General features: G+C 54.6%; 10 protein-coding genes, 1 pseudogene and 1 riboswitch. Of the genes and pseudogenes, 8 read left to right on the top strand and 3 right to left on the bottom strand.

Annotated features, from left to right (window positions below; genetic code table 11):
- Positions 1-20: 20 nt before the first annotated feature.
- A complete protein-coding gene (locus DW806_RS09760) occupies positions 21-1,229 on the bottom strand; it encodes an MFS transporter (protein ID WP_118729821.1) in 1,209 nt (402 codons plus the stop codon).
- Positions 1,230-1,491: 262 nt separating this feature from the next.
- Positions 1,492-2,934, bottom strand: a complete 1,443-nt coding sequence (locus DW806_RS09765; RefSeq protein WP_118359491.1) for a nicotinate phosphoribosyltransferase — start codon at positions 2,932-2,934, stop codon at positions 1,492-1,494.
- 252 nt (positions 2,935-3,186) lie between these two features.
- Here DW806_RS09765 and DW806_RS09770 point away from each other — a divergent pair, with 252 nt between their 5' ends.
- The 8 genes from DW806_RS09770 to DW806_RS09805 all read left to right on the top strand — a co-directional run bounded on the left by DW806_RS09770 (position 3,187) and on the right by DW806_RS09805 (position 12,176).
- Positions 3,187-4,440, top strand: a complete 1,254-nt coding sequence (locus DW806_RS09770) for an argininosuccinate synthase (protein ID WP_118729822.1) — start codon at positions 3,187-3,189, stop codon at positions 4,438-4,440.
- 70 nt (positions 4,441-4,510) lie between these two features.
- Complete coding sequence (gene argH / locus DW806_RS09775) at positions 4,511-5,905, top strand: argininosuccinate lyase (protein ID WP_110436744.1); 1,395 nt, start codon at positions 4,511-4,513, stop codon at positions 5,903-5,905.
- Positions 5,895-6,815: an N-acetyl-gamma-glutamyl-phosphate reductase gene (gene argC / locus DW806_RS09780; protein ID WP_118729823.1), complete on the top strand. Its 921-nt coding sequence runs from the start codon at positions 5,895-5,897 to the stop codon at positions 6,813-6,815. The genes argH and argC overlap by 11 nt, the downstream gene beginning before the upstream one ends.
- 20 nt (positions 6,816-6,835) lie before the next feature.
- Positions 6,836-8,044, top strand: coding sequence for a bifunctional glutamate N-acetyltransferase/amino-acid acetyltransferase ArgJ (gene argJ / locus DW806_RS09785; RefSeq protein ID WP_118729824.1), 1,209 nt, complete (start codon positions 6,836-6,838; stop codon positions 8,042-8,044).
- 43 nt (positions 8,045-8,087) lie between these two features.
- Positions 8,088-8,960 carry an acetylglutamate kinase gene (argB, locus tag DW806_RS09790; RefSeq protein WP_118729825.1) on the top strand — a complete coding sequence of 291 codons (873 nt, stop codon included), beginning with the start codon at positions 8,088-8,090 and terminating at the stop codon, positions 8,958-8,960.
- 65 nt (positions 8,961-9,025) lie between these two features.
- Positions 9,026-10,207, top strand: a complete 1,182-nt coding sequence (locus tag DW806_RS09795; protein ID WP_118729826.1) for an aspartate aminotransferase family protein — start codon at positions 9,026-9,028, stop codon at positions 10,205-10,207.
- Positions 10,208-10,320: 113 nt separating this feature from the next.
- Complete coding sequence (gene argF / locus DW806_RS09800) at positions 10,321-11,235, top strand: ornithine carbamoyltransferase (protein WP_118729827.1); 915 nt, start codon at positions 10,321-10,323, stop codon at positions 11,233-11,235.
- A gap of 109 nt (positions 11,236-11,344) precedes the next feature.
- Positions 11,345-11,476: riboswitch (FMN riboswitch) on the top strand.
- Between the two features lie 88 nt (positions 11,477-11,564).
- Positions 11,565-12,176: an ECF transporter S component gene (locus DW806_RS09805; RefSeq protein WP_110436750.1), complete on the top strand. Its 612-nt coding sequence runs from the start codon at positions 11,565-11,567 to the stop codon at positions 12,174-12,176.
- 211 nt (positions 12,177-12,387) lie between these two features.
- Here DW806_RS09805 and DW806_RS09810 read toward each other — a convergent pair.
- Positions 12,388-13,580 (bottom strand): annotated as a pseudogene (locus tag DW806_RS09810) (IS256 family transposase).
- Positions 13,581-13,729 lie beyond the last annotated feature (149 nt).

Consider the following 13,729-nt stretch of genomic DNA (forward strand, 5'->3'; position numbering starts at 1 on the left):
GAGAGAGGTTTTTGTGCTTTTTAGGTGCGGGAAACCGCCTTGTTGTGCTGTCTGTCTTTGAAATACCGTGCATTGAGCACTGCCGAGACAACGAGCAGCACGCCTGCGATCAGCAGGATAGCAAAACCCCAGCGGATTCCCGTACGGTTAGCAGCGATGCCGATCGCAGCCGGAGCCATAGCCGCGCCGAAGCCATTGAGCGTAACGTAAATGCCCATGGATGCCGGATAGCGCGAGAACAGGTCTCCGGCGTTGGCTACCGTTGTGCCGTACATGCCGGACATGCATAGACCCAGACCGATCGTTGCAATCGTGAGCACGGGAAGCGTGGTTCCGGTGACGAGCAGCACGAGAAATGCCGCCATGCCGAAGCACATGACCGTGATCATCTGCCACGGACGGAATTTCGCAGCGATCACACTGCACGAGAAGCGGCCGATCAGCAGCGAAACCCACAGCAGGGAAGTGATGATCTGCGCAGCGTCTGCGGCGAGCACGCCGGAATCAATGTAAAAGCTGGTCAGCCAGCCCATCATGGAAGCCTCAACAGCCTCGTAGAAAAAGCAGAGCGCTGTGCACAGCCAGAACAGCTTTTCGCGGAAAAAGTCGTAATCGGTTGCGGATTTCTGCCCGGTTTTCGTGGATTTATCATCGTCCATCTTCATGAACAGGCCGAAGATAAACGAAGCTGTCAGCAGCACAATGGAAATCTCAAGCGCAAGACGCCAGCCGTTTTCACCGCCCAGCTTGTGGCAGGCGAGCACAGCCAGCGGAGCCACACACGCGCCGAACGCATACGCCGCGTGCATCATGTTGAGCGGAGTGGCACTGCCGTTCGCGTATTCGCTCATCACGCGGTTGTTGTAATCCGTGATAGCGCCCTTGGAAATGCCGGTCAGGAACATGGCCGCCAGCAGCCAGACCGGCGAGCCGTTGGTCAGCAGCATGACAAAGCCGACCGCGAATACATAATATAGGATGAGGTACGCGCGTTTGAGTCCCCATTTGATGGCGGCCAGACCGGACAGCAGGCCGATGCCGAGATAGCCGATCGACTGTGCGGACAGCAGCGTGCCGCCGATCTGGTAATCCAGCGCGTAGGCCGCGCGTAAATCCGGCAGCACAGAGCCGAGCATGATGGAGCTCAGTCCCTGTGCGAAATAAACGAGAAGCAGTTCCGCGACAACATAGCGCTTGCTGCGGCTCAGCGAGGATAGAAATGCTTTCATTGGTGTATCCCTTCGATTTGTGTGGAATATGCGGTTTTTTTGACCGCGATTATTAGTATAATCTCCTGTGGTGCGATGTACTACTAAATTCTTGCGATTTACATCTGCGAAAAGATAGCGTGTTTCTGCGAAAAACTGCTGAAACAGGCTGCGTGAGCGAAATCCTGTGCAGGGATGCTCACAGCTTTTATACAATCTTGCGATTGGGCGCAAAGAAACAGCGAACCACTATATTATGGTTCGCTGTCTGCGAATTTGCTTGTTAGATGCGGCAGGCTTCAAGAAGTTCGTTCTTGCAGCTCCACAGCTTTTTGGAAAGATCCACGAAGTAGGTCTGCGGATTCTCGAAACGCTTGATCTGATCCCACAGGGTATCGACCTCACGGATGCAGTACTTGCGGATGTCCTCAACATCCGGACTGTTGTAAATGCACTTGCCGTGCTTGAACAGCTGTACGCGCAGCGGACGAACCGTATAATCGGTAACGATACGCTGCTTCCAGGTGTAGACCGGATGGAACAGTACATACGGCAGAGAAGCGTCGATCTGCTCGTCGTGCACGGTGAGTACGTCGCCGAGCGCCTTGCCGGTCTTGTTGTCGAACAGACGGTACACCTGCTTGAAGTGCGGTGTGGTAATCTTCTCGACGTTCTCGGAAACCTTGATCTTCGGGATGATCTCGCCGTTTTCATCCTCAACGGCAGCCAACTTGTATACGCCGCCGAATACCGGCTCGGACTTGGAGGTGATGAGTCGCTCGCCGATGCCGAACGAATCTACGCGGGCACCCTGCACGAGCAGGTCGCGCACCAGATACTCATCGAGCGAATTGGATGCCATGATCTGCATATCCTCGAAGCCTGCGGCATCGAGCATTTTGCGGGCCTCGATAGAAAGGTAAGCGATATCGCCGGAATCCAGACGGATGCCGCGTGCGCGGATGCCCTTTTCCGCTTCCAGTTCCTTGGCAACGCGGATTGCGTTCGGCACACCGGACTTGAGTACATTATAAGTGTCAACCAGGAATACGCAGTTATCCGGATAAATATCCGCATAAGCCTTGAAGGCTTCGTACTCACTGTCAAACATCTGCACCCAGGAGTGCGCCATCGTACCGCCGGCCGGAATCTTGTAGTCACGGTCGGACAGAACGCAGGCCGTGCCCTGACAGCCGCCGATGTAGGCAGCGCGGGCACCGAGGATAGCGCCGTCGTAGCCCTGTGCCCGGCGGGAGCCGAACTCAAGTACGGTACGGCCCTCTGCTGCACGCGTGATGCGGTTCGCCTTGGTGGCGATCAGGGTCTGGTGGTTGATGGTCAGCAGGATCATGGTTTCGACAAACTGTGCCTGAATCATCGGACCGGCCACCGTTACGAGCGGCTCACCGGGAAATACCGGCGTACCCTCGGGTACGGCCCATACGTCGCATTCGAACTCAAAATCGCGCAGATAATTGAGGAAGGACTCCGAGAAGCACTTGCGGCTGCGAAGATATGCAATATCTTCCTCGGAAAAATGCAGGTTATTGAAGTATTCAATCAGCTGTTCCACGCCTGCCATGATGGCATATCCGCCGCCGTCCGGTACACGGCGGAAGAACATATCGAAGTATGCGCGGCGGTTGCCGATACCCTTTTCGAAGTATCCGTTCGCCATCGTAAACTCGTAAAAGTCAGTGAGCATGGTTAAATTTCTTTCGGTCATTGCGAAAAACGCCCCTTTGCGCACCATTTTTTGTGCGCTTTTATTCATTCCGTGCAATCTGTCTTGACACAGTGCATTTATAATATAATAGTACGTTTTTACAGAAAGTGCAAGCATTATTTATCAAATTCAAATTCATAGTATGCATAAATATGCAATCAGTAAAATAATTATAAATTTTGCTTGCCAAATGAGTATGGCGGTAGTATAATAAAACCATCGAAAAAAACGCAGAATGCGAGGTCGAAAAACATGGAAAAGAAATATAACAAAGTTGTTCTGGCATATTCCGGCGGTCTGGATACTTCGGTACTCATTCCGTGGCTGAAGGAGCATTACGGCTGTGAGGTTATCGCGGTTTCCGGCAACGTCGGTCAGGGCACCGAGCTGGACGGTCTGGAGGAGAAGGCGCTCAAGACCGGCGCGTCCAAGCTGTACATCGAGGATCTGACCAAGGACTTCGTCGATGACTACATCATCCCGACCATGAAGGCGGGCGCAACCTACGAGCAGTACCTGCTGGGAACCTCGTTCGCTCGTCCGATCATCGCAAAGCGTATTGTTGATATCGCGCTGAAGGAAGGCGCTGACGCGATCTGCCACGGCTGCACCGGCAAGGGCAACGATCAGGTTCGTTTCGAGCTGGCTATTCATGCATTTGCACCGCAGATGGACATTATCGCTCCGTGGCGTTTCTGGGAGCTGAACAGTCGTGAGAAGGAGATCGAGTATGCGGAAGCACACAACATTCCGCTGAAGATCAACAAGGAGACCAACTACTCCAAGGATAAGAATCTGTGGCACCTCAGCCATGAGGGTCTGGATCTGGAGCTGCCGTCGAACGAGGCGCCGATCAACAAGCCGGGCTTCCTCGAGCTGGGCGTTTCCCCGGAAATGGCTCCGGACAAGCCGACCTATGTTACCATTCATTTCGAGAAGGGCGTTCCGACCACAGTTGACGGCGAGAAGCTCGATTCCGTTGCCCTGATCGAGAAGCTGAACAAGCTGGGCGGCGAGAACGGCATCGGTATCCTCGATATCGTTGAGAACCGTCTGGTCGGCATGAAGAGCCGCGGTGTTTATGAGACTCCGGGCGGTGCGGTCCTGTATGCAGCACATGCAAAGCTGGAGGAGATCACCCTCGACAAGGAAACCTCGCACTACAAGAATCAGGTTGCTCTCAAGTTCGGCGAGCTGGTTTACAATGGCCAGTGGTACACGCCGCTGCGCAAGGCACTCTCCGCATTCGTTGACTCCACCCAGGAGACCGTTACCGGCGATGTTAAGCTGAAGCTGTACAAGGGCAACATCATCCCGGCTTCCGTAACCTCTCCGTACAGCCTGTACTCCGAGGATATGGCAACCTTTAACGAGGATGACTGCTACGATCAGGCAGATTCCGCAGGCTTCATCAACCTGTTCGGTCTGCCGCTCAAGGTTCGTGCACTGAACGATCAGATCCTGTACAAGAAGACCGGTGAGCATTTCCCGTCTGTTGAAAAGTAAGTAAAAGAAATCATAGGGCGGCACGCCCGTCGTGTGCCGCCCTATGAGTGTTTTGTGAGGTAACATAAATATGGCAAAATTATGGGCAGGACGTTTCCAGAAGGAAACTGATCTGGTGGTAAACGACTTTAACTCTTCCATCCTGTTTGACTGCCGTTTATATAAGGAAGATATCACCGGCTCTATCGCGCACGCTACCATGCTGGGTAAGCAGGGCATCATCGAGGAGCATGAGGCCGAAAAGATCGTTGAGGGTCTTAAGGGCATTCTGAAGGATATCGAGGACGGCAAGGTGGAGTTCTCGCTCGATTACGAGGACATCCATATGAACGTCGAGCAGCTGCTGACCGAGCGCATCGGTGATACCGGCAAGCGTCTGCACACCGGCCGTTCGAGAAACGATCAGGTTGCACTCGATATGCGTCTGTACGTCAAGAAGGAGATCAAGGAGATCATCAAGCTGATCCTTGGCTTTATGAAGGCGCTGACTGTAAAGAGCCGTGAGAATCTCGATGCGGTTATGCCGGGCTACACCCATCTGCAGCGCGCACAGCCGACGACCTTTGCACATTATATGATGGCGTATGCCAACATGCTCAAGCGCGACGTATCCCGCCTGCAGGACTGCTACGAGCGCATGGACGAAATGCCGCTTGGCTCGGGCGCACTGGCTTCGACCACTTATCCCATCGACCGTGACTTCGTTCGTGAGCAGCTTGGCTTTGCCCGCCTGACCGACAACTCGCTCGACGGCGTATCCGACCGTGACTACTGCGTGGAGCTGCTCTCCGCGCTGTCCATCCTGATGATGCACCTGTCCCGTCTGTCCGAGGAAATTATTTCGTGGTGCTCGTGGGAGTTTAAGTTTGTCGAGCTGGACGATGCGTACTCCACCGGCTCGTCCATCATGCCGCAGAAGAAGAATCCGGACGTCTGCGAGCTGATCCGCGGCAAGACCGGCCGTGTTTACGGTGCGCTGACCACCATGCTGACCGTACTCAAGGGTCTGCCGCTGGCGTATAACAAGGATATGCAAGAGGACAAGGAGGCTGTATTCGGCGCGATCGACACCGTAAAGCAGTGCCTCGAGGTATTCACGCCGATGTTCTCCACCATGACGCTGCGCCGCGACAACATGCGCAAGGCAGCCTCCCGCGGCTTTATCAACGCAACCGACTGCGCCGACTACCTGACCAAGAAGGGTGTTCCGTTCCGCGATGCGTACAAGACGGTCGGCCGTCTGGTCAACCAGTGTATCAAGGCGGACGAAACCCTCGAGACCATGACCATGCGCGACTTTGCAGCAATTTCCAACAAGTTCGGCGACGACGTATACGACGCACTCGACCTGCGCACCTGTGTTGCTGAGCGTAAGGTCATCGGCGGCCCGGCTCCGCAGGAAGTAACCCGCCAGATTGATAAAATTGACAAGTTCATCGCGGAGGTTGAGGACGATGAAGCCTAAAATTTACATCGACGGCAAAGAGGGCACAACCGGCCTCCAGATTTACGAGCGCCTCGGCGGCCGCGACGACATCGAGCTGCTGCTCATCGATGAGGATAAGCGCAAGGACACCGAGGAGCGCCGCAAGTTCCTCAATGCAGCCGACATTGCGTTCCTGTGCCTGCCGGATGCGGCGGCGAAAGAGGCGGTCTCGCTCATCGAGAATGATACCACCCGTGTCATCGATGCATCGACCGCGCATCGCACCGACCCGGACTGGGATTACGGCTTTGCCGAGCTGTCCAAGGCGCACCGCGAAGCCATCAAGAACTCCATGCGCGTTGCCAATCCGGGCTGCCACGCAAGCGGATTTATTTCCTCGGTTTACCCACTGGTAGCAAACGGTATCATTGCCGAGGACACCGCGCTCACCTGTGCTTCACTGACCGGTTACTCCGGCGGCGGCAAGAAAATGATCGCGGAGTATCAGGACGAGAACCGCGATCCGCGACACGATTCCGAGCGCATTTACGGTCTGAACCTGCACCATAAGCACCTGCCGGAGGTGGGCTACATCTGCGGTCTGACGCAGGCGCCGGTGTTCGTGCCAATCGTAGGTGACTTTTACAAGGGTATGGCCACCACAGTTATGCTCCCGGGCGTAGATGCACATCTCGTGCATGCGACGCTCACCAGGCACTACGAGGGTCAACAGCTTGTCACCGTGGCGCCGTTCGGCGGTGAAGAGCCGATGATCTACGCCAACACACTGGCCGGTCACGACAGCCTCAAGCTGATCGTCTGCGGCCACGAGGAGCAGACCATTGTCACCGCACTGTTTGACAATCTCGGCAAGGGCGCTTCGGGCGCTGCCGTGCAGAATATGAATATCATGCTCGGTCTGGATGAAACGACCGGCTTAAACCTCTGATTTCAGCAGGGAGAATTATTATGAAAATTATCGAAGGCGGCGTTTGCGCCGCAAAGGGCTTTAAGGCGGGCAGTGTGCGCTGCGGCGTCAAGGAAAGCCGCTTAAATGACGATACCGCAATCATTTTCAGCGAATGCGAATGCACCGCGGCTGCCACCTACACGATGAACCGCGTCAAGGCGGCTCCGCTGTATGTTACCATGGAGCACCTCGAGGACGGCGTAGCACGCGCGATCGTTGCCAATGCGGGCAACGCGAACGCCTGTGCACCGGACGGTATGGAGAACGCTCGCCGTATGGCGCAGGCAGCGGCCAAGCTGCTCGGCGTAGCCGAAACCGATGTTGCCGTTGCATCCACCGGTGTGATCGGTCAGCGCCTCAACATCGAGTGCATCGAGGAGCACTTGCCGGAACTGGTTCTGGAGGACAACGCCTCCGAGAAGGCAAATCGCGCCATCATGACCACCGATACCAAGCCCAAGACGGCGGCTGTTGAGTTCACCATCGGCGGCAAGACCTGCCGTATCGGCGGCATCTGCAAGGGCAGCGGCATGATTCATCCAAACATGGGCACTATGCTGTCCTTCATCACGACCGACTGCGCCATCACGCATGAAATGCTGACTGATGCACTTCAGGAGAACGTAAAGAAGACCTACAACCGTGTAACGGTTGACGGCGACACCTCCACCAACGATATGTGCATCGTGCTCGCAAACGGCATGGCAGGCAATACACTCATCGAGTGGCAGGACGAGGAATATCAGGCGTTCTGCAAGGCGCTCAACGAGATCAACACCCGCCTGGCACGCCAGATCGCCGCAGACGGCGAAGGCGCAACCAAGCTGGTTACCTGCACCGTTAAGAACTCCCGCTCCGAGGAAGCAGCTGAGCGACTGGCCAAGGCTGTTGTCGGCTCCAATCTTGTCAAGGCGGCCATGTTCGGCGCAGATGCAAACTGGGGACGCGTGCTGTGTGCAATGGGTTATTCCAAGGCACCGTTCCGTCCGGAGTACGTTTCTGTGGCGTTCGAGTCCGCAGCAGGCAGCGTAGCAGTCTGCGACAAGGGTGCTGCTCTGGATTTTGATGAAGATCTGGCGAAGAAGGTGCTCTCCGAGAACGAGGTTACCATTGCGGTTGATGTAAATGAGGGCGAGGACAGCGCTACTGCATGGGGCTGCGACCTTACTTACGACTACGTTAAGATCAACGGTGATTACAGAACTTGATTCTTAAAAACGAAGAAAACTCCCGATAAAGGAACGAATTAGTATGGATACTCAACTTGATGCGGAGCTGCGTGCCAATATTCTGGTCGAAGCGCTTCCGTATATTCAGGAATATTACGGTCAGACCGTTGTTGTAAAATACGGCGGCAACGCAATGATCAATGAGGAGCTGAAGGACGCGGTCATCCACGATCTGGTACTGCTCAATCTGGTCGGCGTCAAGGTCGTTATCGTACACGGCGGCGGCCCGGAAATCAATGAAATGCTGGGAAAGATCGGCAAGGAGAGCAAGTTTGTCAACGGTCTGCGCTACACCGATCGTGAAACCATGGATATCGTCCAGATGGTGCTGTGCGGCAAGGTCAACAAGGACCTTGTAACCCTGATCGAGAAGGCAGGCGGCCGCGGCATCGGTCTCGGCGGCATGGACGGCGGCCTGTTTCAGGCGAAGCGCCTGACCGACCGCTCGGGTACGGATTACGGCTACGTCGGCGACATTATGGACGTAGACCCGTCTCCGGTTATCGATGTGCTGCAGCAGGGCTATATTCCGGTCGTTTCGACCGTTGCACAGGGCATCGACGATGAAACCAACTACAACATCAACGCTGATACAGCAGCCAGCAAGCTGGCAGTTGCACTCGGTGCAAAAAAGCTGATTCTGCTGACCGACGTACGCGGTCTGATGCAGGACATTAACGATCCGGACAGTGTCATTCACCGTCTCAAGGTGTCCGAGGTGCCGAAGCTGGTGCGCGACGGCATCATCAAGGGCGGCATGATCCCCAAGGTAGACTGCTGTGTTGAGGCAGTCCGCAAGGGCGTTGAGCGTGCCACCATTCTGGATGGCCGTGTCAAGCATTCGATTCTGATCGAGCTGCTTTCCAAGGTCGGCGCAGGCACTATGTTTCAGTAATTGAGAATTGAAAATGGAGAATGGAGAATGATTCGCTCCGTATCTCCGATAAAAGGTGATACCCTATGACTTACAATGAATTAAAAAGCGAAGAAAATAAATATGTAATGAACACCTATGGCCGTTTCCCGATTGCACTGGACCACGGCGAGGGTGCGACCCTGTGGGACGTTGAGGGCAAGAAGTACATCGACCTTGCTTCCGGCATCGGTGTAAACTGTCTGGGTTATGCCAATCCGGCAATCATTGACGCGATCGATAAGCAGGCGCACAAGCTGATGCATGTTTCCAACCTGTTCACCACCGAGCCGATGGTTCAGGTTGCCAAGAAGCTGGTAGAAAAGACACATCTGGGTGGCAAGGTATTCTTTGCCAACTCGGGCGCTGAGGCAAACGAGGGTGCCATCAAGCTGGCGCGCAAGTACTCGTTCGACAAGTATGGTGAGGGCCGCTTCAAGGTGCTGACGCTCATCAATTCCTTCCACGGACGTACCGTAACCACGCTGAAGGCCACCGGTCAGGAGCGTTTCCACAACTATTTCTTCCCGTTTACCGAGGGCTTTGATTACGCGGTTGCCAACGACATCAAATCGGTACGCGCAAAGGCGGATGATATGACCTGCGCCATCATGATGGAGCTGATTCAGGGCGAGGGCGGTGTTCTGCCGCTTGACCGCGAGTTCGTCAAGGAGGTAGAGAAGCTCTGCCGCGAGAAGGATATGCTGCTTATCATCGACGAGGTGCAGACCGGTATCGGTCGTACCGGCAGCCTGTTTGCCTTCCAGCAGTACGATATCAAGCCGGACGTTGTCACTATGGCAAAGGGTCTTGGCGGCGGCATGCCGATCGGCGCTGTCATGGCGGCGGATACCTGCTGCAACGTCCTGACGCCGGGCACGCACGCGACCACCTTCGGCGGTACGCCGATTGTCTGCTCCGCAGCAAACGTCGTGCTCGATACTGTCGGTGACGGCCAGTTCCTGATGAAAGTGCGCGAAAAGGGCGAGTACCTTCGCAACGGCATCCTGTCCCTTGGCTCGCCGAATATCAAGGGCGTGCGCGGCATGGGTCTCATGCTCGGCATCATCGTTGAGGAAGGAAAGCACTCCGTGTTTGCCAATAAGCTGATCGAAAACGGCGTTCTGGCGATCACCGCCGGCAAAAATGCCGTTCGTCTGCTCCCGCCGCTCACCATTTCGAAGGAAGAAATGGATGAAGCACTCGCTATCATGGCAAAGGTATTTTAATCAAAGGTCTTGACAATTAGTAATTAACGTGATTATCGTACTGGTGCAGCAGCACCCAAATAATTACTAACTACTAATTATTCATTGCTAATTTGCAGAAAGGGTTTATTACAATGAAGCATTTACTGAAGCTGCTTGACTGCTCCACCGAGGAGATCATCGGTCTGCTCGATCTGGCGGATCAGCTCAAGTATGAGAGAAAGCACAACATTTCCCATCGTCACCTGGAAGGCAAGAGCCTTGGCATGATCTTCCAGAAGTCCTCCACCCGTACCCGCGTTTCCTTCGAGACCGGCATGTATCAGCTGGGCGGTCAGGCGCTGTTCCTGTCCAACCGTGATCTGCAGATTGGCCGCGGCGAACCGGTACAGGATACGGCCCGCGTGCTGAGCCGCTATCTGGACGGCATCATGATCCGCACCTATGAGCAGAAGGAAGTAGAGGATCTGGCAAACTACGGCTCTATTCCGATCATCAACGGTCTGACTGATTTCTGCCATCCGTGTCAGGTTCTGGCGGACCTCATGACCATCCGTGAGAAGTTTGCCGTTCTTGAGGGTCTCAAGATGTGCTACATTGGCGACGGCAACAACATGGCAAACTCGCTGATCGTCGGCGGCCTCAAGACCGGCATGAGGGTTTCCATCGCAACGCCGGTGGACTACCGTCCGGACGCTGAGGTTATGGCATTCGCAGAGCCGAACCCGAACTTCTTCATCACCGATGACCCGATGAAGGCTGCTGAGAACGCAGACGTTGTTATCACTGATACATGGGCGTCCATGGGACAGGAAGCCGAGAAGGAAGTCCGCATGAAGGCATTCCAGGGCTATCAGGTCAATGATGAGCTGCTGGCTGCTGCAAAGCCGGGCTGCATGGTGCAGCACTGCCTGCCGGCCTACCGTGAGCAGGAGATCACCACCAAGGTGTTCGAGGAGCACGCAAACGAAATTTTCGAGGAAGCAGAAAACCGCCTGCACGCACAGAAGGCCGTTATGGTTACTCTGATGAGCAGCAAGGAAGACTGATTTCTGATAAAAAGCCGCTTTCGCAAGGGAAGGCGGCTTTTATGTTTTTTCTTGCTGAAGTGTTGACAAGTCCTTTACTGGTGACTATAATAGCAATATAAATAAATCAGTTCTGTTTCAGGGCGGAGTGAAAGTCTCCACCGGCAGTATACAGGCTTCGAGCCTGATAGTCTGCGAGCCGCAAGGCATGATGGGTTAGAATCCCAACCGACGGTTATAGTCCGGATGAGAGAAACAGATGTACCTATCGCTACGTCTGTATGCCTCTGGAGCAATCCAGGGGTTTGTTTTATTTATGGAACAGGACTCCTGAAAGGGAGAAAACAGCAATGACCAAAACCAGCAAGATCACCTACACCGCAATTTTCGCGGCTATCGCAACCGTACTGATGTACTTTGAATTTCCGATTCCGTTCATGCCGCCGTTCCTCAAGGTGGATCTGTCCGGTGCAGTCGTGCTCATCGGTGCGTTTATTTTCGGCATCGCTCCGGCGATCACGATGATCGGCATCAAGGACATCATTCATCTGACCCAGACCCAGACCGGTGGCTCCGGTGAGGTCGCAGATTTCCTGATGCTTTCCACGCTCGTTGTTATTGCCGTGCTGCTGTACCGCGGTCACAAGAGCCGCAAGATGGCTGTCCTCGGCTGTGCAGCTGGCTCGGTTGCTATGGCGTGTGTCGGCATGTTGACCAACTATTTTCTTATCATTCCGTTTTATTCGCAGGTTATGCCGCTGCAGGCTATCTTTGATGCATGCAACGCGATCAACCCGTATGTGACCGGCATGCAGGGCTATCTGCTGCTCGGCGTTCTGCCGTTCAATCTCATCAAAGGCGCAATCCTGACTGCGATTACCATGCTTGCCTACAAGAAACTGAGCGTGTTCATCAAGTCCAAGCAGATCGAATTGCACCACTCCAGACAGCGTGTCGGCTAAGTAAAAAACGAAGGTGCTCTCCAGCAAACGGAGAGCACCTTTTTGTTCAATAATCGCAAACAGTGCGGTAACATCTATGATTTCGACAAAGATCTGTATACGAATTGACAAAATGCGTGGCCAAGATTATATCACATGCGTGCATCTAATAGACTCGGTCCCGTCAAGATTTGTGCGCAAAATTGTTTGCAGGTTCTCCGGCTGAGTGAAGTCAGCCGGCAATGAAGGCGTCGTCCAGCGCCGCCTCCGAGTACTTCATGTTCATATATTTTTTCTGCCCCACTGCGTGCCCGCCACATGGCGAAGCCGAGCGAAGACCAGCATCAGAGCAGAGTTGCCGTCAGGGAATGTTCCCACCACGCGGGTTCTGCGGCGGATTTCACAATTCAGCCGCTTGATCACATTGTTGGTGCGGATGCGCGTCCAATGCTCACTGGGAAAATCGCAGTAGGTTAGCGTCTCCTCAATGCCGTCCTCGACCTTCTTGGCAGCCTCCTTCAGCTTCATGGCGCGCAGTTCGGCAACGACTTCTTTAGCCTTCTCGCGGGATGTCTGTTTGCTCTCCCGGGCGTGGATCGCCTTGAGCATTTTTTACCACAATTTTGACCTTGGATTTAGGCACAACAGAGAAAACATTGCGATAGAAATGCACTGTGCAGCGCTGGTATTTGGCGTCCGGGAACACCTCGCCCACGGTCTCCAGCATCCCCATGCACTTGTCGCCGACGATGAGTTTTACGCCGTCCAAGCCGCGTCCGCGGAGCCACTGAAAGAAGCTGACCTAGCTGGCCTTATCCTCTTTCATTCCCTCGGCGGCGCCTAAAACCTCATGGAAACCGTCATCATTCACGGCGATTGCCACCAGAATGGCTACATTTTCATACTCTCCGCCCCAGTTGCGGCGCAGATAGATGCCGTCCACGTAGACATACGGATAGCGCCCGCCCTGCAAGGGGCGGTTGCGCCAGTCCTCGATGTGGACGTAGGCTTTCTTGTTCAACTCGCTGATGGTAGCGGGTGAAACCTTGCTGCCCCACAGGGTCTCGGTGATGTCCTCTACCCGGTGCACGGAAACACGCCTGCCAGGTACATCTCGATGAGGGCCTCCTCCACGCTGCTCTCCCGGCGGCGATACCGCTCGATGATGGCGGTCTCAAAGGACACACCCTTGAGATGAGGCACGTGGAGCGTGACGTCGCCAGAGGCGGTGGTGAGATTCCGGTCATAGTGGCCGCTGCGGTAGCCCTGACGGGCCTCGCTGCGCTCGTAGCGGGCAGCCTGTGTCAGGGACCCCGTCTCCTTTTCCAGCAGCTCATTCCGGGTTTCCTCCACGCTGCTGCGGACCAATTCCTTGTTTTTCCCCTTGATAATTTCCTCATTCAGCTGTACAATTCTCTCGGACATAGTTTGTTGTCTCCTTTCAGAATGGTGTGTGGTAACTTCCTTCTACCAGAGCCTGCAAGCTATGTCTTCTTTTATGCGGTTTTCAATTTGCGCAACTTATTGTACCTTAGGGGGTGCGGACAAAATCTTGGACTATGCCGATAGGCCGA

This window comes from Butyricicoccus sp. AM32-19 (assembly GCF_003480365.1).
Lineage (GTDB): Bacteria > Bacillota > Clostridia > Oscillospirales > Butyricicoccaceae > Agathobaculum > Agathobaculum butyriciproducens.

Coding starts and splice junctions, on each gene's coding strand:
- DW806_RS09770 (WP_118729822.1), top strand. CDS start 3,187: ATGGAAAAGAAATATAACAAAGTTGTTCTGGCATATTCCGGCGGTCTG.
- DW806_RS09765 (WP_118359491.1), bottom strand. CDS start 2,934: ATGACCGAAAGAAATTTAACCATGCTCACTGACTTTTACGAGTTTACG.
- DW806_RS09760 (WP_118729821.1), bottom strand. CDS start 1,229: ATGAAAGCATTTCTATCCTCGCTGAGCCGCAGCAAGCGCTATGTTGTC.
- DW806_RS09795 (WP_118729826.1), top strand. CDS start 9,026: ATGACTTACAATGAATTAAAAAGCGAAGAAAATAAATATGTAATGAAC.
- argC (WP_118729823.1), top strand. CDS start 5,895: ATGAAGCCTAAAATTTACATCGACGGCAAAGAGGGCACAACCGGCCTC.
- argJ (WP_118729824.1), top strand. CDS start 6,836: ATGAAAATTATCGAAGGCGGCGTTTGCGCCGCAAAGGGCTTTAAGGCG.
- argF (WP_118729827.1), top strand. CDS start 10,321: ATGAAGCATTTACTGAAGCTGCTTGACTGCTCCACCGAGGAGATCATC.
- argH (WP_110436744.1), top strand. CDS start 4,511: ATGGCAAAATTATGGGCAGGACGTTTCCAGAAGGAAACTGATCTGGTG.
- DW806_RS09805 (WP_110436750.1), top strand. CDS start 11,565: ATGACCAAAACCAGCAAGATCACCTACACCGCAATTTTCGCGGCTATC.
- argB (WP_118729825.1), top strand. CDS start 8,088: ATGGATACTCAACTTGATGCGGAGCTGCGTGCCAATATTCTGGTCGAA.